Genomic DNA, 19,080 nt, shown 5'->3' with positions numbered 1-19,080 from the left:
CTTACAATATCTGAAAAAATTATAGAATACTTAAATATTATAATTTATACATCACATGTTAGGGATTATTAAAAATAAACCAAGATAGAGGGTATAAATTATGAGGTTTCAACAATTAAAACGTGACCCAAACGCAGTAATGAGAAAGAAATTAGTTAAATCCAAGAAAAATTGGATTGTCGTAAGCAGTCTTTCTATTGCTGGAGGATTACTATTACTTGGTGGTCCTAATACTGTCGCAAAAGCTGACGTTGCTACAGAATCAGCTAAAGTAACGGCAGTCGCACCAAGTGCAACTACCCCTGATGCGGGAACAAGTACTAAATCAGAAAGTTCAACTACTTCAACAACCCCTGCTCCAGAAACTGGAACACAAGATGCTGAATCAAAAGATACAACAACAGAAAAAACTACTGGAACAGATTCAGCTGAAAAAGATGTCGTCACTACACCTGAAAAACCTGTAACTGATGAATCAGTCGCAAAACAAGATGAGACAACTACTGATCCTGCTAAAGAAACAGCTGAACTTGAAACACAAACTGCTGAAAAAACTACAGATACTGAGGATACCGTTGGTACTCCAGAAGTAGCTGCTTATTCCGCTGTGGCCGCACCTGTTGCTGAACAAGAAGATTCAAGTAAAGATACTACAGAAACAGATCAACCAGCTGATGTTGATGAAGGAACAGTAACTGATGCAGATGATGCTAAAGTTTCTGATGCTCCTGTAGATAAAGATGCAACAGCTCCTGTTGAAGGAGTTGTTGCCGATGGTCTTTTGCAAACTGATGCACTAGATGGTACTAACGAATTGGTCGGAACTAATGCTCTATTAAGTGCACAAGCTGCTGATGCAGTTGCACCTGTTGCTGAAGATGCTGTCGTGGATGCGGATGATAAGGGTGCTGGCTGGACTTATACAGCATCAAATCACAATCTTGATATCAATGGTGAATTAACAGATTTCAAGGGTGGAGATACAGATCATTGGAATGGACATACAAGTCACATCACCAACATTACAGTTAGTGCTCCTATAACAGCTCCAACTGACTCATCATACATGTTTGCTAATATGACTAATTTGAAAAGTATTACCGATATCGACAAGCTAGATACAAGTGGCGTAACAAATGCTGAAGGTATGTTTAAAAATGATCCAAATATCACTGAAATAGATTTAAGTAACAATAACGTTAACTCCATGACTAATGTTAGTCACATGTTCGAAAATGACAGTCGTCTTACACGTACAAAATTCAATACTTTAAAACTCGGAATAGCTAAAGTTGTTGATGCTAGCTATGCATACGCTAACGATACATTGCTTATCGATCCGGGACTAGCTGGTTGGCAGGTTCATACTGTCAAAAACCTTACTGGTATGTTTAAGAATGATAGTAATATAACAGATTTGGATTTACACGGGTGGTACGAATTCAGTGGTACAAAACCGGAAACTGGAGATTCATCAAAGGGAGAAGGTATGTTTGATGGTACCGACCTTTCGACAATAAAGCTAAATGGAAGTATGTACTTTAGTCCAGAAACAGCATTAACATCAACCCATGGAACCCAATGGGTAAATAATTTTACCAATCCTGAAGATGGTATAACCACACCTGCAACTGACAAAAACTTCTCAGGTGTTCCAACATTCACAGATGGAACCGCAACTGGTGGAATCGGTAGCAAGTTTGATAATAGTGGAGCTGTATTATCGGTATATACATTCCAAGCTCAAGCAGCTCCTGCAGGTTCCGTTGTCTCAAACATTATAAACATACAAACAAATCACAAAGGAGTAACTATTCCTGTAATTGTTAAGGGTACTGTTGGTTCAGAAACAACCATTCCAGACGAAGATATCCCTGCTTCTATCGAAATAGATGGTGTGACTTATACTAAACAATCTGATGGAACACCTATTAAGGCAATAATATCTGGATCAACTACTACAACTAATTCTGAAACTACAATTAATTATCTGGGTGCTGCAAACGCTGAAACGTCTGTACCTGTTACTAAACCTGATAAATCAACGACTACTTTAACTATTCCTGCTGGTAATTATGGTGGTACCACAACAGTTCATCCTGAACACATTGATGGTTATATAGATCCTATCGTTAGTGTTACTTACGGTGAAAATGGTACTCCTACTATTACTCAAGATGGTAGGACTATTGATGCAGATCACCCTGTTACTTATACTGGTGTTACTAACGATGAATCTACTCTCACTGTTAAAAATCCTGATGGTTCTACCTCTGATGTAACCATTCCTGCTGGTAACTATGGTGACAAGCCTGTTGAAGTTGGTATTCCTGATCAAACAGGTTACAACCATACTTCTGTTTTAGTTACTTACGGTGAAGACGGTAAACCTACTATCACTCAAGATGGCAAGACTATCGATGCCGATAACCCTGTTACTTTCACTGGTGTTACTAACGATGAATCTACTCTCACTGTTAAGAATCCTGATGGTTCTACCTCTGATGTAACCATTCCTGCTGGTAACTATGGCGACAAGCCTGTTGAAGTTGGTATTCCTGATCAAACAGGTTACAACCATACTTCTGTTTTAGTTACTTACGGTGAAGACGGTAAACCTACTATCACTCAAGATGGCAAGACTATCGATGCCGATAACCCTGTTACTTTCACTGGTGTTACTAACGATGAATCTACTCTCACTGTTAAGAATCCTGATGGTTCTACCTCTGATGTAACCATTCCTGCTGGTAACTATGGCGACAAGCCTGTTGAAGTTGGTATTCCTGATCAAACAGGTTACAACCATACTTCTGTTTTAGTTACTTACGGTGAAGACGGTAAACCTACTATCACTCAAGATGGCAAGACTATTGATGCCGATAACCCTGTTACTTTCACTGGTAAAACTGTGCCCGCAACAAGCACCACAGTACCTACCAATTTGGGTGATAAACCAATAAACATTCCAAGTGGTACTGTAGGTACTACTTCTGACCCAATTAACCTTGAAGATGTTAAGGGATATCTTCCTGTAACTGTCAAAGTCAAATACGTACCAATAACAGAAGATACACCAAATGGTTTCATTCTTATAACTGACGAGAACAATAGCGCTGAAATTAATTCCGAAAATAAAGCTACTTATGTCGGTGTAAAAAGTGATAGTCCCGGAACATTACGTGTTAAAGGTATTGGCAACAACCCGGATTCTTATATTAATTTACCGGGAGGTAGATACGGTCAAACTAAAACAGTGACTGCAGATTCAGTTCCAGGGTACTTTACACCATCTGTAACCATTAAATACCCATCAGATCCGAACGAAACGCCTACAATCACCGACGTAAATAACCCTACTAGAGTAATTAAAAAAGACAAAGATGGCAACTACTTGCTAACTTATGAACCAATACCATCTGGTGGTTCCAGTTCAACAAACACCGAAACTCCAGAACCAAATCCTAACGAAGGTGTCATTGAACACAAGGTTCAAACTATCGCCACATATTCTGACAAACCTGACGTTGAGATTTATCAACTTGGTTCTGACAACAAGATGTCAATGATCACAAATCGTATGTTGAAGCACCAAACTAACTGGTACAGTGATGCTACTATCACTGTCGATGGTGTTGACTACTACCGTGTTGCCACAAATGAATGGGCAAAGGTTAGCCAAGCCTATCCATATCAAGCTCTCAACCTACATATCAGAACCTATGACGATTCTGAGAAAACTCTCTACAAAGCTGAGAACACTGTTATTGGTAACGAAACACTTGCTCCAAGCAGCGGTTGGATCACTGATCGTGAAACTTACGTAATCAATGGTACTAAGTACTATCGTGTTGCTACCAACAAGTTCGTCAGTGCTGACGATGTCTATGTATACTCACCTGTCAACATGACTGTAACAACGCACGCTGATAAGTACACCAACTTATACAACGCTAAGGGTGAACTAGTTACAAACAGATCACTCCTAAACAACAGCAGTTGGAAAGTTGATAGTGTTACATATATCAATGGCGACAAGTACTACCGTGTTGCTACTAACGAATTTGTTAAAGCTAGTGATGTTGATGTAAATAACATGATTTAATATAGAACCTACAAAGAAGGAACGACAAAATTAATTGTCGTTCCTTCTTTTCGTAATTCATTCATATTGTTTGCTTAGGAGGAAAACATGGACACTAAAGCTAATAAAAATAAAACTAGAATCCAAGTTTCTGTCGATACGGATCTAAAAAATGAAGCCGAAGAGGTTTTAAATAGCTTAGGTATGACAGCCACAACTGCAATAACAATGTTATTCAAACGAATTGTTGCCACTGACTCTTATCCTGTAAACCTTCAAATGACTGAAAAAGAAAAAGCATCCCTAGAACTCAGCAAAACACTAAAATCAGTTCCTGTTAAAAAACTAAATAATAAAAAAGAAATTGCTGAATTTTTTGAGGATGATAATGAAAATCAATAGAACCGCAAAAATGGAACGACAAAATTAATTGTCGTTCCATTTTTTTACAATCTAAACACGCAAACTACTAATTGTGAATTTATTCAAATTATCCCAATTGATGTCATAACCCAAGCCATTTTTATCAGGAACATCAACGAATGTTCCATCCAATTCAACGGTTGGCGCAATAATATCTTCGTCATAATAACGTTGTGATGCTGCAATATCATTGGGTAATGTATAGCCTGATAGTGTAGCAATTGCTACATTACCTGCCCTAGCAACTCCTGAGTCCAACATACCGCCACACCAGCATTCAATTCCATTATCGGAAGCTAGTTTTTGAATCTGTTTGGCAATTGTTAAGCCTCCTACACGAGCAACCTTGATATTGATAATACAACCACTCCCTAGCTGAATCATTTTGCGGGCATCATCTAATGATGTCACACTCTCATCTAAGCAAATGCTAGTTTTAATTTGAGATTGTAACGTGGCATGGTCTACTAAGTCGCCGGGTTCAAGTGCTTGCTCAATCATGATTAAATCTAAATCATCTAATCGTTTTAACATATCGACATCCCTCAGACGATATGCTGAATTAGCATCAGCCATCAGCATTGCATCTGGGAATTCATCCCTCACTGCACGTAAGTAATCGTAATCCTTACCCGGCTTGATCTTCATCTTTATTCGACGATACCCGTCCTTGATATATCCTCTGACAGCTTCAACTAGTTGTTCTGGTGAATCCTGTACACCAATACTGACGCCAGTTTCCACCTTTGATTTAGTACCACCCAGAGCTTGAGCCAAACTTTGATCGTGTTGCTTAGCATAAATATCCCACAATGCACAATTGATTGCTGACTTGGACATATTATTCTTTCTAATAGCCGCAAAAATCGGATAAATATCATCTGGATGCTCAAGTTCTCGATTCATAATTTTGGGCAATAATTGCTTTTTTAGTAACTCCCAGCTGCCATCTCTGAACTCTTCATTGTAGAACGGAACGTCAAAGGCAGATGATTCACCGAATCCTTTTGTACCGTCTTGATCTTCTAATTCCAAGATAATACATTTTTTATATTTCATTTTGGCAAAACTTGTCTCAAACGGATTTCTTAACGGCAAATCGACTTTCCTCAATACGGCTTTTTTAATAAACATTTTTACACTCCTACATTTAATATTATTTAACAACGTTTTGCTTTCGATTCATTAACTCTTTTGCACTAAAAGTCAGTGATGCTAAAAAGGCGACACCCGCCGCAAAGACTAGGAACAAAAAAGCAACGCTATATGAACCACCGAAACTTTGAACCAACACACCAATCAAAATTGGTGCCAAGAATCCAGCCAATTGACCACCAAAGTTAACGATTCCGACTGATGAACCGTAAGCCTTCTGTGTCATCAATTGAGCAAAGAAGGCAAAGCTTCCACTAAAAGCAATTGACTTAAAGAAATAAGTCAAAACTTCAAAGGAAATAACTCCTGCCAATGTAGATGAACGATACATCCCGAACATAAAAACAGTTGTCAATAAACTGGCCAAAGCAATTAGCCACTTCTCATGATTCTTGAAGAATTTGACCATGATAAATCCACTTAATACTGCACCTACACCAGCAGCTAGTGAAGGAAGTGGTACCATCCAAGCAACACCAGCCAAATTAATGTGTCGACTCTGCAATAAGTATGTAGGCATCCACGTATCCAAGCCTTTAGTGACTACACTTAGACCAAAGACAACGATAAAGAATTGCCAGATAATACGATTACTCAACACTTGTCCCCAAACAATCTTCTTACGGTTAGTAGTGACGCTCTTAGTCGATTTGATAGGTCTCAAAACAAAGAAATATACAACGACGAAAATCAAACCAATGATTCCCATAAAATGAAACGCTGTTCTCCAACCAAGAAATGCAATGATGGGTGCCATCATCATTGGAGCGATCGCAGAGCCGATATAATTCGATGAGATGATCGCAGAAGTAGCCTGTGAACGATGATCGTATGATACTTCTTCAGATATTTGTTTCAAACTAGCTGATGGAAATGTTCCCTCACCAATACCAAACAACACTCGGATGACTAGTAACGATGCTAAGGACCACGCAAATCCCGTTAAAACAGTAAAGATGGACCACATAGAGATTGCAACAATGATAGTTATCTTAGTTCCAAACTTATCAGTTAGCCAACCACCAGGTATTTGCATCAATGCATAGCTAAAGAAAAAAGCACTCGCAACTACTCCCAAAGTAGAAGTACTCAAATTAAAATCTTTACCGATATAAGATAAAGCAATATTCAAGGCTGAGCGATCAATGAAGCAAATAATATAGGCCACATAGATTAGAACAAAACTGGCAACCGGTCGTTTTCTTTGAGTTAAATCATCATTCAATGTTTCCATAAATTTTCCCTCCATTAATCACAAATTATTAATTAATTCATATGATATTTTTATCCCTTCATAAAATGCATCTTCTGTTAAATTTTCATTTGGAGCATGATTGTGTTGATCAAAGTTAGCGTATGGAATTGTAAAGACTGGTACCTTCAAAATATCTGACCAAACAAAATTAGGAACTGTTCCAGGCATGACAGGTTCGATTAGTTTTGAACCAGTTGCTTCTTTAATAGATTTAACAATAGGTCCTATCTCTTTGTTATCAGAATTCGTTTTGCTTGCTGGAACTTGAACTAAATACCTAATCTTAACTACGTCATTTGGAAATTCAGCAATTATTTTATCTATTTCTGACTTAATAACTTTCAAGTTTTGGTGTCCGACTAAACGACAATCAACTTTGCAGACAGCATGATTAGGAATAATCGTCTTCATCCCCTCACCACTGTATCCAGAATTTATTCCTGAAATATTAAACGTTGGCTCAAACATTAGCTTTTGGTAATAATCCAATTTCTCAACTGGCAAATTCTTAATACCCGTTTGTTTAGAAATAGCTGCTTTGTCATAAGGTAAATCTTGCATCCATTTTTTCTCAATTGAATTAGGCTCTTGAATATCATCATAAAAATGAGGAATTAACACTCGTTGTTTTTCTGAATCGTACATTTTATTCAATAATTCGATCAAAATTAATACTGGATTATCCATAATATTGCCAAGGTTCCCAGAATGATTATCCTGATTACCTGTTGTTACAGAGATCTCAAATCCCAATGCCCCGCGATTACCTAATCTCAAAACATGTCCAGCTTGATTAAACGATCCATCGATAACAATGGCTGTATCAACATCTTGTAATTCTTTATCTGCTAATTTCTTTACTGTGATTGGCAAATTCTTGCTTCCTTGTTCTTCTTCCCCTTCAATCAATAGTTTGATATTAAAAGGGAAACTTCCGTTAACTTGTAAATATGTATACATCCCTAAGATTTGTGCTAACAACTGTCCTTTGTTATCTCCTGCACCTCGACCAAAGAATCTATGATCTCTCTTGGTCAATTGGAAAGGATCCGACTTCCAAGTCCTAATATCACCAGGCGTCATAACATCATAGTGTCCATAGAACAAAATTGTTTGAGAACTCTGACCAGACATTTCTGCTAGGATCGTCGGTGATCCTTTAGTTTCAATAATTTGAACTTTTGCTCCTAACAACCGCTGTAGAGTATCCTTTAAAAATGCGACCGTCTCAGCAATTCCTTCACCTGTTTCACTAATTCCCTTCAGATTAATCAAATTTTTAAATAGCAGTTCAAACTTATTTTTGTGTTCATCAATGAATTTGTCTCTTGATTTCAAATTTATATCCCCTCCCAGCGTTTTAATTAACTAAAAATATTTTAATTATTCTCTAATATTGTAGATTCTAATGCATTGTTGTATGGTTGTTAAATACAATATTTGCAATAGTCTATATCAAAAACGTTATAAAGAAGATGATTAAAATAAGACTTCTACAATTAAAATATTTCTTAGAGGTAGCCAATACTCAAAATATCTCCCAAGCAGCACGCATTTTACGAATTTCACAACCATCACTTAGTCGCAGCATCAAAGAGTTGGAAGATGAACTAGGTATTCCCTTGTTCAATCGCAATGGGCGCGCACTAGAGTTGAATTCAATGGGAAAATCATTCCAGAAAAACATCAAAGGAGCCCTCAAGCAAATAGATAATGCCGTTAATTTAGTTCAAGGTTTGGCCGAACAAAAAAAGCACAACATTACATTGCGCTTTGAGAGTTCTTCACCACTGATTCCCGAAATTATTCATCGCATCAAACAATCTTTGCCAAAGAGTAATATTGAATTAATTCAACATGGTGTCGAGAACAGCAACTTGGAACATTATGATTTTGAGTTCAGTACACATCCAATAACGGGTAATATAAATAGATTGCTGATTACTGAAGAGATCCTTTTGGCTGTTAACAAAAATTCTGACTTAGCAAAATCCGATTCAGTTAGGATAGAACAGCTACAAAAATTAAAATTTGTTATGACCGATAAAACACCCCTTCAAAGTCTCATCGATACTTTTTTAAGGGAAAATAACATCAATATTAGATCACCTTTTATTACTGGAGATAGAGCTACTATGCACGGATTGATCGTCGAAAATGCTGGATCCGGTTTAGTACCACAGTATTCATGGCTAAATTATGACAATCAAAATATTGGCTTACTGCATTTAAGTCCTAAAAGGTTATATCGAAAAATTTACTTAAGTTACTATCCTAAAGTAGTTAATGACAGTTATCATAAGTTGGTTGAACAGATAATTTATGAGTATTTTAGAAATATATCTGAAACGTAAAAATGGAACGGCAAAATTAATTGACGTTCCATTTTTGAATTCTATAATTTAACAACTCCAACACCGACTAAACCAGGTCCAGTGTGAACCCCTAGTGCTGGTCCTACTTGTCCGAAGAATTGTTTAGTACCATGAATACCATTTTCATCTAACAATTCAACCATACGTTGACCCATAGCTTCATCAGCGCCATGACCAACGGCTAATAAGTAATCTTTGTCGTCGCCAATGAAGTCTTTTGCTAGATCAAGCATTAACTTCTGGCCCTTTTTCATTCCACGTGCTTTAGCAGCGGTCGTATAAATACCTTCACTATTACATGTAATAATTGGGGCGAGCTTTAACATATTTCCAACTACTGAGGTTACTAATCCGATACGTCCACCTGCACGTAGGTATTCCAACGTCGGAATACAGAAGTAAACGACAGTATTCTTAACCATCCTATCAACACTAGCAACTACTTCTGAATAGCTCTTACCGGCATCGACCATATCCTTTGCACCAACGGCTATCAGCCCAGCCGCAACCGCAACTTGCTTAGTATCAAATGTGGTATAAGTAAATCTATCATCATCTTCAAGCAAAACTTTTAAAAAGTTGTAAGTTCCACTTAGTCCGGATGAAACTGAAATGGAAATAATATGGTCATATCCATCAGTTGCTATCTCATCCAGCGTCTGATTGATGCACTCACCTGAAGGCAGGGATGTCTTAGGTATTTCTTGCTCTAAACCATCATAAACCTCAGCTGCCGTAATATCTTTCCTATCTAAATATGTTTTATCTTTATAAATAATTTGCATTGGTAATTCATAGATTCCCGACTTCTCAAGGTACTCCTCAGGGATATCACAGCAGGAATCAACCAATATAGCAATACGTTCTGTCATTTCTCTTTACTCTTTTCTTTCGAGCCGTCGTCATTACTTAGCAACAAAATCTTCTTTGTCACCCATTTGGATGCGAAAGACATTGTTACCATCTCAACCATCAAGTAAGCTTGTGAATCATTGCCTTCCGACAATTTTTGATCCTCAACTCGATGATTGATTAATTTCAAAGCCGTTTCTTGCTTAGCACAGAAGAAGTCAAAGGCATTATCTATTCCACCATTCAGTTTGGTCATTAAGATAATACCCTCTTTGATTTCACTAATAGAGACAACTTGCTTCAAAAATGTAATGGCAATTAAATATGCCAAATGTTCTCTGGTATATCTCTTTTTAATCGGATGTGGTAGAAGTCCGTTTTTTACATAATTGTTAACCATTGATGTAGTAACGATGGGACCATCATCTAACCAGATGGGACCCAAATACTTATCTATCAATGTCAACAATTGATCTCGATACAAATCCAATTCTGGCAGATCAGACCAGCGTGGTAACTTGAATTCTTCTAAATTATCTAACCATTCTTGCAATTCATCCATTAAAAAGCACCTCTCTATGATTACCAATACAATTTATCATAATACGCAATACTATTCAATCTAGTTTTTAAAACTAGATAAAAATAATAATAAAAAAAAGCCGAATTATTTCGACTTTCTTTTGCGTATCGCATCGTTGATTTTTTTTGTACCAACTATATCTGATAAATACATAACCAACCAAACCAATCCGTATATTATCATAACCGTAATAACAAACGATACTGTACGATTAATCATAAAGGATTGCCAACCCGCTGATAACATCATTATTCCAACTATGCACAAAGTAAGAATCATGTGGATCAATAATCTGATTGGAAAGTTAAACCACTCTGTACCAAATATCATCGAAACAATCCCAATTAATCCACTAAAGAAAAACAATGAAACAATTCCTTGTACATCAGCTTCTATTCCACCTCTAAAGAGTCCTATCGTAAGAAAGCTGAATGACCCTAAAAAAACACCAATCAAAAAATATCTTATAATTTTAATCAATTTATTCATAATATCTACCTCACATCCCCAGCTGCTTTTTTAATCCAGAGAGATATTTTCTGCTGACACTAAACTTCAAATCATCACTCAAAAAAGCAGTCATATTGCCTGAAAAAGCTGCCTCCAAGGAATCCAAATGATTCAAGTTGATTATTGTATTTTTAGATATTTGTACAAAATTCCCGTCATTAACCCGCTCAGCCATTTTCTTCAACTGACCACGCAGACGATATACTTTCTCATGTGTATAAATAGTTAATTCACTTTCAAATACCTCAATAGCAATGATTTGATCAACTTGAACCATAATTACACGATCATCAATAGATAGTGGAACAACCGAAAACTTAGAGTTCAATTCATCTAACTTCTTCATAAGTTCTTGAACTTCATTAGAAAAATTAGATGCTTTAACTATGATGTAAATCTCATTTTGGGGAACTTTATCATCTTGATTAAAATTTATTTTCATCCCACATTCTCCTAAACAAATTACGACTAAACTTTACTAGTAACCAATCTCCTGCTAATACCTGAAATCAAAAATATGCACATACCAATAATTGCCATAAATACAATAAGTATCATAATATCTTGCTGGAACGTAAGTGTACCATGCAGATTAATATTTATTCCCATTATTTTTTTGAATTCCGATAATGTTAAAGCTGGAGAATCCTTAAATGATTTATTCAATTGTGAATTCATCAAAGCACTTCGGTACATTGCAGCATTGTACGGAGCCGGAGTAAATTTCATCAATCTTTGCATAGTAGTTGGTAACGTCCCAATAGGCATATAAACACCTGCAAAGAAGCCAGAAGCAGTACCGATGATTGTAGATATTTTACCTAAAGTATCAACTTTTTTAACAAAAGACAACAGCAACAAATTAAAAAGTGTCCATGTAAAACTACTTAAAACTGAAATACCTACTATTTGTGGAAGAATACTTAAGTTGAAAGTACTGTTATCAACAATCATAAAATAAATACTCATAACAAAGTACATAATTAATTGCATAATCACACCAATGATTACCGACGTAATTAAATATGAGAATTGAATCCCCAAATAACTAATATCGGTCAAATTAAGATCTGCTAAAACTTTGCTTTCTCTATCCTTGACCATTAAACTCAAGCTACTTAACGTTGTAGTAATCGCAGTAATAGTTAATGTTCCTCCTATTAGCCATGGATCTAAGAGCAACTTAGTATCTGGAACTTTTGACCAACTACTTATCATGTTCTGACTTAGAAATGCCAAATATAAAACAAATGATATCATAGCGCCCATCAATGAAAAGAAAATACCACTTTTATCATTGAAGTACATTTTTAAATTACGATAAATTAATCCATTCATATTAGCGAATCTCCTTTCCAGTTAGGTTCATGAATACATCATCGATCGTACCGGGACGATATTCAAAGTCACTTATGATTTTTGAATTCTCAGTTAGTATCTTTATGGCTTGATTCTTATCGTTTACGGTTATCTTTTTAACTTCACCGTTTTGATAATTTAAGGTCAACAAATTTTGAGTATACTTTTTTTGAAGTTCTATCACTGTATCTTCAGCAATGATTGTTCCTTGATCAACAATGTACACGTAATCGGCAGTTTGTGCTTCTTCTAAGTAATGTGTAGTAAGAATAATTGTCAAACCTGTAGCTTGTCTTAACTGATTAAGAACATCCCAGATTGCTGTTCTAGTTTGGATATCCAATCCCGTTGAAGGTTCATCTAAAAATAATAATTCCGGACTCTGGACCAAAGCTCTGGCAATATCAACACGTCGTTTTTGTCCACCAGACAGACTTGAATATTTTTGTTTCCATATACTTTCCAAACCAAGTTTTTTAATTAAAATTTGTATTTGAGTGGATTTTGAGTACATTTTTGCTCGTGTCATAATATTATCCTTAACTGACAAGTTGTTATCCAAAACACTGCTTTGAAAAACCACGCCAATTTTATTACGATATGCATGACCTGTAGTCGCATGACCTACGTACTCGATTTTTCCACTAGTAGGTTGAATAATACCCGTCAACATGTTTATTGTGGTAGATTTACCTGCTCCATTAGGACCTAATAATGCAACGAAGTCTCCTTTGTTAATAGTTAAATTAATATTGTTTACTGCAATTTTATCTGAGAATTTTTTTGTTAGTGATGTTGCTTGTAATAACTTCATAATGGCCATCTCCTTTTGCTTTATGACCACTATCATATATGCGAAAATTTATTTGTAATCAATTCTTCAATAAGTGGTAAAAATTCGATTCTTAGTGGTTAATTTATGGTATTAAAAAAGCTCCCCAACAAATTGTCGGGAAGCTTTTCAAATTTATTTTACCTCACTCTGAAATAATTCCAGATGAGTACCAATTTTAACAAGTCTTATTATTGGGTTTGATTTATGTGGTAAATAAAGAACTAAAACGTCAATAAATCCATCAGACAGATGAAATTCAAAATAGCCATTATAATTTCCACCACGGTTATCTAAAACGTAGGGATTGTATGATATTGTCACCATACCCATATCACGTAATTCATTTAAAGCTTGCCGTAAATCTTTCATAAGCTCAGGGTGCTTCTTCTTTAGCACTTTGTAGTCGTTAGTAAATTGCGGTTCAAACTTTAATTGATACATGTCATTCCTCTCTATTTAAATATTTCATCATCTTATCAACATCGGTAAATGACGGTGTATCATCTGGTATTAATCCTAATGCCTTAGCCTCGGCCTCTACCATTGCACGATGAGTTATTTCATTCGGTATCAGCTTTTCAGGAACAATTACTTCAAAAGGAATTTTATTTTGAATAACAAACTGCTTTGCAGCCATGGTTACATAAGTATTTAGACTTATCCCAGCCGCTTTCAATCTTATATCTAATTCTTTTCGGAGATCATCGTCCATTCTGATTGTTGTAGAAGTTGAACTCATAGTATCACCGCTTTCCTATTTTATGAGCTCATTGTACCATATTAATAACATACAGATGAAATCACATGTTTCAGTAGTTTATTTCAAAATCTTTCCCAAGTTAATTTCAAAACTATCAGTATTCTTGATTAATGGATTGTGGAACCAGCCGATTCCTTCATTGACAACCTCACCAATAACCAGCGCCCTAATACCACGAGTAATAGTAAGTTTAGTCTCATCATCTTTGACAAATTCCTCAATGAATTTGTACATAATATATTTCAGTCTCAAAACTGCTTCACCAATACTTTTATCATCAGATGTCTCCGATGTTTTCAACGCCAGCAATGACAGAGATAAATTCTTGAGCCCATATGCACGCATAACTTTTGCAGTCTGAATCAAGCCTTCTTTACCTGAATAACCAATACATTTCGTTTTGATTTCGTCATCTAGGTCATTGAAGCATTTCTGGGTTAGAGCCAAATTTAGAGAATCGCGATTCTTAAAATAAAAATACAACGCTTGTGTTTTACAATCCAACTTTTCGGCAATTCGCTTGAAAGTGGCTGAATCATAATTATCTTCAGAGATAATCTCAATTGCCGTTTGAATAATCTTATCCTCAGAAAGATCACGTTTTTGAACCATCTAATTGTCCTCCCACCTGTGTTTCCTTTACATTTTACATCTTGTAAATTATAATTACCAACTGTAAGTAGGAGATGTAAAAATGACATATATAACCTTAGTTTTAATCGGATTCGTAATTGGCGTTTTTGTTCTTTCAACTGGGGGCGGTGGCGCTGCTTTTTATCTAGGAGTATTGACTAGTCTTTTTCATTTAAGTGCTCCAGTTGCAGCGGCCACTTCATTATTAACGGCTTTTCCATCTCTAGTTGTCGGCGCATTTGGACATTATCGAACCGGTAATATCCGTTTCAAGGTCGGTAATAGAATGCTGATTTCAGCAATCCCTGCTGTCGTTGTCGGTGCCTTAATTTCTCCATATATTCCTCTTAAAATCTATACTTGGATCGTTGCAATAATATTAGTAGTTTTAGGTCTTCAAATATTAATCCAACTCATATTTCCTTCAACAAATTCCACAAAAAAATCCACCAACGACTCCTTAAAAGCTTCTTTGTTTGGAGTTATTAGTGGACTAATGGTTGGTGTCGCAGGATTAAGTGGCGGTGGTCCCATCTTAGCTGGATTATTACTTCTAAATCTTGATATGGTCCGTGCTGTGTCAACTTCATCTTATGTTTTAGCCGGAACTACTTGTATAGGTTTAATCTTTCATCTATCTGGTGGTAATGTTAACTGGTCTATTGGTATCAGCTTAATGATCGGTGCAATTTTGGGAGCCTTATTGGCACCAAGATTATTAGCTAAAGTCGATCCTATCAAATTCAATAAGTATCTTAGACCATTTATTGGAATTCTATTAGTATTCATGGGTGCAAGAATGGTTATTTAATAAATCTTACGAATGTGAACTATATCATAAATTTAGTAATCAAAAGTATGTTAAATAATAATGTATAATTAGCCTTTCAAATTGGTAATTATAAAATCTCTTCCGTAAAATATTACTTATCGGAAGTTCAGACGGTGGCTAGCAAATCTTTTATTGAGGAGTGATGCCTATGAAATTTTGTGTTAATGAGTGTTCCTCCAGTGAGGGGGAGCATGACAGTTTTTCAAGCTTTATCTCTAACGATTGCTTTTGCATTGTTAGTCATTGAAATTCTTGAATTTAGACAAAAAAAATAACCGCTGATAAGACTTTGGCTAAGTCGCGATTATTTTTTGCACTCTAGCTATCGCCTAAGCGGCCGATGTATCATGCAGACCAGTGTGGTCTGCTTTTTTTATTACACCGAAAGTATAACAAGATTAGATTCATATATCAATTTTTAAACATCAAAAAAGAGCTGAGATTTCTCCCAGCTCTCAACTAATTAATCTTCAGTAATTAAGTCACGTTCGTGCCAACCAATAAGTACGATCAATAGTATACCGACAATACTCAATCCTGCGACCATAGCAATGTTATTAGCAATTTTTGAACCACCTAGGTATAAATCACCAACAATAACAACTAACAATGTAGCAAGGATTCCTGTCCATTGTAGATGTGTAAAGGCTGAACCAGTTTGGCTACGTACCTCACGGCGAGTTATGTAAGGCATAATTGTTCCTAAACCAATCAAGACGATAATAGCAACAAAGTTAATGATTAATTCGTACCACCATGTACTTGAACCAAAGGCAACATCTTGAGGTCCAATTCCAAAGATTGTAGCAATACCTGTAACGATCAAGCACCACCAACCGACAGCCAAGGCAATCTTATCGTTCTTAATATAGACATATTCGGAAGGATATTTGGCACTGTCCATACGAATCTTAATAAAAGCAAAGAAAATCCAGCAAGTAACACCTGGTGAAATAATTCCGTTAAGGTTCAATAGCCAATTAAAAATATCATTCATACTTGGTAAGAAAACACCTAGCAACATAATAAATGCACTTAAACCACAAGTTAATATGTAACCATTAACTGGTAGACCAGACTTATTCTTCTTACGAAGAACTTTAGGCATGTACTTGGCACCTGTATCAGAAATCAACATTCTAGTCATAGCATCTAACAATACGGCTAGTAAAGCAGCTAAGTAGAACACTTCTGTCCAGGCAAAGATATACATCAATGTATTTCCCATATGGAATTGTTCACCTAAGGCCATGAAAGCATAGTATGAACCATTCATCTTCAAATCATTTGGTAAATGATAAGCATTGAAGAACACACCTAGTGAGAATGAACCAAAGATAGTCAAGAAAGCCGTCATAACGGCCAACATGATCATCGCTTTAGGGAACTCACTCTTTGGCTTACGCATCTTAGTAATAAATGGTGCAATCAATTCGGCACCATTCATAGCATAGATCAATAGACCTAAAGTAGTTAAATAGTGTAAGTCAAACTTTGGAACAATAGTATGAACATTCATTGGTTGAGTAGCAATGTGGCCACCCATAGCTAGTCCAGCAAATGTCATAATAACGAATAATACCGTCATACCAAACATGGCTACACCACCGATAGTACTCAAGAACTCAAGCGAATGCTTGAATCTTGATTGAACAAAAATAAAGACGATAAACGTTATAACGGTCCAAAATGCGAACCAACCATTTGACATAGTATCTTGTAACTTACCGTTACCATACCAAGCCCAGCCTAGTCCAACAACGATTGAATTGGCAGTATCAACAACGTAAGGAATTGAAGCGGCCCAGTATGTCCAAGCTGTAAAATATCCTAGAAATTCACCACTAGTTCCACGAACCCATGATGTCAGTCCACCACCTTCGTGATTGAAGACTGATCCTAATTGTCCAACCATAAGTGAATATGGAATGACATATAAAAATAGCATAATAACCCAGGATGTAATAACTCCCATCCCTTGGTTTTGAAAATTATAAGTCAAATCATCAAAACCAATTACCGTAACAAAACTCATTAGCGCAAGAACGGGCCAGCTAATGAAGCTTTTTTTCGGCTCTAAAGTTTCCATAATAATCCCCCATAAATATTTATCTAAATTTAGTAAACAATTGCAACTAATAATTTTACAACTTTTTGCACCATTTGAGACGTGAAAACGTTTTTTAATAAAAAAAATATCAACTAAATGTTGATATTTAATCTCTTAACTAATTAATATGATGCTGTCTACCTTGATGTCGAACCAGTGCAATGACTCGATAAGCAATATCCTCTCCAACAAGAGTTATTACTGAGCCAAGTAAAATCACAACAATTCCAAGAATAGTTCTGCCGCTAATGGCCTCCCCAAGAATGAATAATGATAATACTGGTGCCAAAGCTGGCTTAATCAAGAAAATTAACGAGGCTTGAACAATTCCGACCTCTTCCATTGAAACAAAATACAATCCAAAAGCCACACCTGTGACTAAAACAGAAATATACAATATCAAAGGCAACGTCTGCAATGTCAATCCTTTGAAAAATGGTATATTAACAAATTCACTATACTGTGCAGGTAAAAATTGGGCCAACGAAGTATGACTTAATAACATCAAGGCACCTAATTCCAACGAACCAAATAAGAAAGAAAAGCAGGTCATAGAAAGACCATTTATTCCAATCTTGTGTCCATTAATACGTGACATCACTCCGTATACACCAAAAATAATTGATGCTAATAATCCTAATGCAATTCCCATAGGATTCTTTAAATTAAACGGATCGATGATTATCAACAATCCAAAGAGTGTTAATACTAATGCAAAAACATTAGTACGAGATAGTTTTTCATGCAAGAAGAAAAATCCGATGATTAGACCGAAAATTGGATTTGCACTTAAAATAATAGCAATAACTGAAGCTTGTGTAATTTGAATTGATAATTGATAGAGCGTCATGCTGACAACAACAATGACAAAGCCCGTTAATGCGCAACGCCCCAAATCATATAACGACATTTTAACGCCATTCTTCTTAAGGTGAAGAATCGCAAATGGCAATAACGCCAATCCACCAATCAAGAATCTAATAAAATTCAACTCAACTGGATTGAATTGACCACCGGCAATTTTTAAAGCAATTTCCATCGAACTGAATAAAAACATCGGTATTATTATGTATAGAAAACCTTTTAACTTCAAAACTCTCGTTTCATCCCCCTAAATAGCGAAGTAACATTACTAGTGTACTACTATTGGCATACTGTTTTCGAGGTTGATTTATGAAATCCTTATTAAAAAAATAATGATAATAAACAAAAACGCACGAACCATTTTTTTATGGTTCTATACTTTCTGGTATTGATGAATAATCAATACCAGTTTTTTTATTCCCTTTTAACACAAAAAGAACATCACTGTTC

The 19,080-nt window shown here is 35.9% G+C and carries 18 protein-coding genes; 4 read left to right on the top strand and 14 right to left on the bottom strand.

Annotated elements, in window-relative coordinates:
* Positions 1 to 100 precede the first annotated feature (100 nt).
* Positions 101 to 4,105: an SLAP domain-containing protein gene (locus EKM79_RS07300; protein ID WP_125567390.1), complete on the top strand. Its 4,005-nt coding sequence runs from the start codon at positions 101 to 103 to the stop codon at positions 4,103 to 4,105.
* Between the two features lie 87 nt (positions 4,106 to 4,192).
* On the top strand, positions 4,193 to 4,486 hold the full coding sequence (locus EKM79_RS07295; RefSeq protein ID WP_125567388.1) for a type II toxin-antitoxin system RelB/DinJ family antitoxin: 294 nt from the start codon (positions 4,193 to 4,195) through the stop codon (positions 4,484 to 4,486).
* A 51-nt stretch (positions 4,487 to 4,537) separates the two neighbouring features.
* Here EKM79_RS07295 and menC read toward each other — a convergent pair whose 3' ends face one another.
* From menC to EKM79_RS07280, 3 genes are read right to left on the bottom strand one after another with little or no spacing between them, the layout of a single operon-like run.
* Positions 4,538 to 5,641 (bottom strand): o-succinylbenzoate synthase, encoded by a 1,104-nt coding sequence (gene menC, locus EKM79_RS07290; protein ID WP_125567386.1) that lies wholly within the window; start codon positions 5,639 to 5,641, stop codon positions 4,538 to 4,540.
* A gap of 22 nt (positions 5,642 to 5,663) precedes the next feature.
* A complete protein-coding gene (locus tag EKM79_RS07285) occupies positions 5,664 to 6,896 on the bottom strand; it encodes an MFS transporter (RefSeq protein WP_125567385.1) in 1,233 nt (410 codons plus the stop codon).
* Between the two features lie 18 nt (positions 6,897 to 6,914).
* Complete coding sequence (locus tag EKM79_RS07280) at positions 6,915 to 8,255, bottom strand: M20/M25/M40 family metallo-hydrolase (RefSeq protein WP_125567383.1); 1,341 nt, start codon at positions 8,253 to 8,255, stop codon at positions 6,915 to 6,917.
* A gap of 137 nt (positions 8,256 to 8,392) precedes the next feature.
* Here EKM79_RS07280 and EKM79_RS07275 point away from each other — a divergent pair, with 137 nt between their 5' ends.
* Positions 8,393 to 9,271: a LysR family transcriptional regulator gene (locus EKM79_RS07275; protein WP_125567381.1), complete on the top strand. Its 879-nt coding sequence runs from the start codon at positions 8,393 to 8,395 to the stop codon at positions 9,269 to 9,271.
* Positions 9,272 to 9,312: 41 nt separating this feature from the next.
* On the opposite strand, the gene EKM79_RS07270 is transcribed toward EKM79_RS07275, so the two are convergent.
* The 9 genes from EKM79_RS07270 to EKM79_RS07230 all read right to left on the bottom strand — a co-directional run bounded on the left by EKM79_RS07270 (position 9,313) and on the right by EKM79_RS07230 (position 14,803).
* Complete coding sequence (locus tag EKM79_RS07270; RefSeq protein ID WP_125567379.1) at positions 9,313 to 10,164, bottom strand: DegV family protein; 852 nt, start codon at positions 10,162 to 10,164, stop codon at positions 9,313 to 9,315.
* Positions 10,161 to 10,706 carry a DUF1836 domain-containing protein gene (locus tag EKM79_RS07265; protein WP_125567377.1) on the bottom strand — a complete coding sequence of 182 codons (546 nt, stop codon included), beginning with the start codon at positions 10,704 to 10,706 and terminating at the stop codon, positions 10,161 to 10,163. The genes EKM79_RS07270 and EKM79_RS07265 overlap by 4 nt, the downstream gene beginning before the upstream one ends.
* A gap of 105 nt (positions 10,707 to 10,811) precedes the next feature.
* Positions 10,812 to 11,216, bottom strand: a complete 405-nt coding sequence (locus EKM79_RS07260; protein ID WP_125567376.1) for a DUF3021 domain-containing protein — start codon at positions 11,214 to 11,216, stop codon at positions 10,812 to 10,814.
* A 10-nt stretch (positions 11,217 to 11,226) separates the two neighbouring features.
* On the bottom strand, positions 11,227 to 11,679 hold the full coding sequence (locus EKM79_RS07255; RefSeq protein WP_125567374.1) for a LytTR family DNA-binding domain-containing protein: 453 nt from the start codon (positions 11,677 to 11,679) through the stop codon (positions 11,227 to 11,229).
* 26 nt (positions 11,680 to 11,705) lie between these two features.
* Entirely contained in the window at positions 11,706 to 12,575 is an 870-nt protein-coding gene (locus EKM79_RS07250) for an ABC transporter permease (protein WP_125567372.1), read from the bottom strand.
* Position 12,576: 1 nt separating this feature from the next.
* Positions 12,577 to 13,410: an ABC transporter ATP-binding protein gene (locus tag EKM79_RS07245; protein WP_125567370.1), complete on the bottom strand. Its 834-nt coding sequence runs from the start codon at positions 13,408 to 13,410 to the stop codon at positions 12,577 to 12,579.
* Between the two features lie 153 nt (positions 13,411 to 13,563).
* A complete protein-coding gene (locus EKM79_RS07240) occupies positions 13,564 to 13,872 on the bottom strand; it encodes a type II toxin-antitoxin system RelE/ParE family toxin (RefSeq protein ID WP_125567368.1) in 309 nt (102 codons plus the stop codon).
* Position 13,873: 1 nt separating this feature from the next.
* Positions 13,874 to 14,170 carry a type II toxin-antitoxin system RelB/DinJ family antitoxin gene (locus tag EKM79_RS07235; RefSeq protein ID WP_125567366.1) on the bottom strand — a complete coding sequence of 99 codons (297 nt, stop codon included), beginning with the start codon at positions 14,168 to 14,170 and terminating at the stop codon, positions 13,874 to 13,876.
* 78 nt (positions 14,171 to 14,248) lie between these two features.
* A complete protein-coding gene (locus EKM79_RS07230; protein ID WP_125567364.1) occupies positions 14,249 to 14,803 on the bottom strand; it encodes a TetR/AcrR family transcriptional regulator in 555 nt (184 codons plus the stop codon).
* A gap of 82 nt (positions 14,804 to 14,885) precedes the next feature.
* Here EKM79_RS07230 and EKM79_RS07225 point away from each other — a divergent pair, with 82 nt between their 5' ends.
* Positions 14,886 to 15,635: a sulfite exporter TauE/SafE family protein gene (locus EKM79_RS07225; protein ID WP_125567363.1), complete on the top strand. Its 750-nt coding sequence runs from the start codon at positions 14,886 to 14,888 to the stop codon at positions 15,633 to 15,635.
* Between the two features lie 484 nt (positions 15,636 to 16,119).
* Here EKM79_RS07225 and EKM79_RS07220 read toward each other — a convergent pair whose 3' ends face one another.
* Positions 16,120 to 17,745, bottom strand: a complete 1,626-nt coding sequence (locus tag EKM79_RS07220) for an APC family permease (protein WP_125567361.1) — start codon at positions 17,743 to 17,745, stop codon at positions 16,120 to 16,122.
* Positions 17,746 to 17,884: 139 nt separating this feature from the next.
* Positions 17,885 to 18,859 carry a DMT family transporter gene (locus EKM79_RS07215; RefSeq protein WP_164506038.1) on the bottom strand — a complete coding sequence of 325 codons (975 nt, stop codon included), beginning with the start codon at positions 18,857 to 18,859 and terminating at the stop codon, positions 17,885 to 17,887.
* Between the last annotated feature and the right edge of the window lie 221 nt (positions 18,860 to 19,080).

This window comes from Companilactobacillus insicii (genome assembly GCF_003946015.1).
In the GTDB taxonomy this organism is placed as follows: Bacteria; Bacillota; Bacilli; order Lactobacillales; family Lactobacillaceae; genus Companilactobacillus; species Companilactobacillus insicii.
This window is presented reverse-complemented; position numbering and strand designations above follow the sequence as displayed.

Coding starts and splice junctions, on each gene's coding strand:
- EKM79_RS07285 (WP_125567385.1), bottom strand. CDS start 6,896: ATGGAAACATTGAATGATGATTTAACTCAAAGAAAACGACCGGTTGCC.
- menC (WP_125567386.1), bottom strand. CDS start 5,641: ATGTTTATTAAAAAAGCCGTATTGAGGAAAGTCGATTTGCCGTTAAGA.
- EKM79_RS07240 (WP_125567368.1), bottom strand. CDS start 13,872: ATGTATCAATTAAAGTTTGAACCGCAATTTACTAACGACTACAAAGTG.
- EKM79_RS07260 (WP_125567376.1), bottom strand. CDS start 11,216: ATGAATAAATTGATTAAAATTATAAGATATTTTTTGATTGGTGTTTTT.
- EKM79_RS07300 (WP_125567390.1), top strand. CDS start 101: ATGAGGTTTCAACAATTAAAACGTGACCCAAACGCAGTAATGAGAAAG.
- EKM79_RS07295 (WP_125567388.1), top strand. CDS start 4,193: ATGGACACTAAAGCTAATAAAAATAAAACTAGAATCCAAGTTTCTGTC.
- EKM79_RS07230 (WP_125567364.1), bottom strand. CDS start 14,803: ATGGTTCAAAAACGTGATCTTTCTGAGGATAAGATTATTCAAACGGCA.
- EKM79_RS07250 (WP_125567372.1), bottom strand. CDS start 12,575: ATGAATGGATTAATTTATCGTAATTTAAAAATGTACTTCAATGATAAA.
- EKM79_RS07265 (WP_125567377.1), bottom strand. CDS start 10,706: ATGGATGAATTGCAAGAATGGTTAGATAATTTAGAAGAATTCAAGTTA.
- EKM79_RS07220 (WP_125567361.1), bottom strand. CDS start 17,745: ATGGAAACTTTAGAGCCGAAAAAAAGCTTCATTAGCTGGCCCGTTCTT.
- EKM79_RS07235 (WP_125567366.1), bottom strand. CDS start 14,170: ATGAGTTCAACTTCTACAACAATCAGAATGGACGATGATCTCCGAAAA.
- EKM79_RS07275 (WP_125567381.1), top strand. CDS start 8,393: ATGATTAAAATAAGACTTCTACAATTAAAATATTTCTTAGAGGTAGCC.
- EKM79_RS07225 (WP_125567363.1), top strand. CDS start 14,886: ATGACATATATAACCTTAGTTTTAATCGGATTCGTAATTGGCGTTTTT.
- EKM79_RS07270 (WP_125567379.1), bottom strand. CDS start 10,164: ATGACAGAACGTATTGCTATATTGGTTGATTCCTGCTGTGATATCCCT.
- EKM79_RS07245 (WP_125567370.1), bottom strand. CDS start 13,410: ATGAAGTTATTACAAGCAACATCACTAACAAAAAAATTCTCAGATAAA.
- EKM79_RS07255 (WP_125567374.1), bottom strand. CDS start 11,679: ATGAAAATAAATTTTAATCAAGATGATAAAGTTCCCCAAAATGAGATT.